The following is a 678-nucleotide window of genomic DNA, read 5'->3' as shown; positions in this document are numbered from 1 at the left end:
TCGACAATGGTGATGGCACCATCACGGTACCAGCTGGCGTTACGGGCTTCACGGTCAGCTACCCGACGTCAAATGACACTATTCTTGAGAATAATGAAACCACCGAGCTGACCATTGATGGAGTGGTTGGTACTGGTACGATTAAAGATGCTTTAGATGCCATTCCTGTAGTCAGCATTGAGGCGACGACTGACACAGCGATTGAAGGTGATGCTCAGAGTATCTTCTTTACCGTAACTCAAACGGGTGCCACTGACCTTGATAGTACCGTCACTGCCACCTTAAACCTGGGTGACCTCAGTGCTGATGACATTGAAAGCATCACCTTTACGGATGCTACTGGCAGCCAAACCATCAGTGTGGCGGCTGCTTTAGCAGGGGTGAGCGTGACCATCCCCGCTGGTAGCACCGTCCTCCCAACCTTTAGTATTCTCCCGAATGACGACGCCATCTATGAGGTCTCAGAAGACTTTAGCATGAGCATCAGTAACCCTGTAAACGCCACCCTTGGCACAGCCACAGATAGCGCGACTGTCTTCGATGAAGACCAAGCTGTCAACACAGACAACCCAAACAACCCAAATGATGTAGATGATGCGTTCGACGGTGACAAACCGACCCTAACCGTTGGCAATGCGAGCGCGACAGAAGGGGACAATCTGGTCCACCAAGTCACAG

At 51.3% G+C, this 678-nt stretch carries 1 protein-coding gene; it reads left to right on the top strand.

Translation table 11 applies throughout. The annotated features are described in order from the left end of the window. A partial coding sequence (locus JMY00_RS13545) for a hypothetical protein (protein ID WP_201580540.1) occupies positions 1–678 on the top strand: 678 nt, incomplete at both ends.

The sequence above is a fragment of the Psychrobacter sp. Pi2-52 genome, assembly GCF_904846705.1.
Classification (GTDB): domain Bacteria; phylum Pseudomonadota; class Gammaproteobacteria; order Pseudomonadales; family Moraxellaceae; genus Psychrobacter.
The sequence above is the reverse complement of the archived record's forward strand: the minus strand, read 5'-3'. Positions and strand labels throughout refer to the sequence as shown.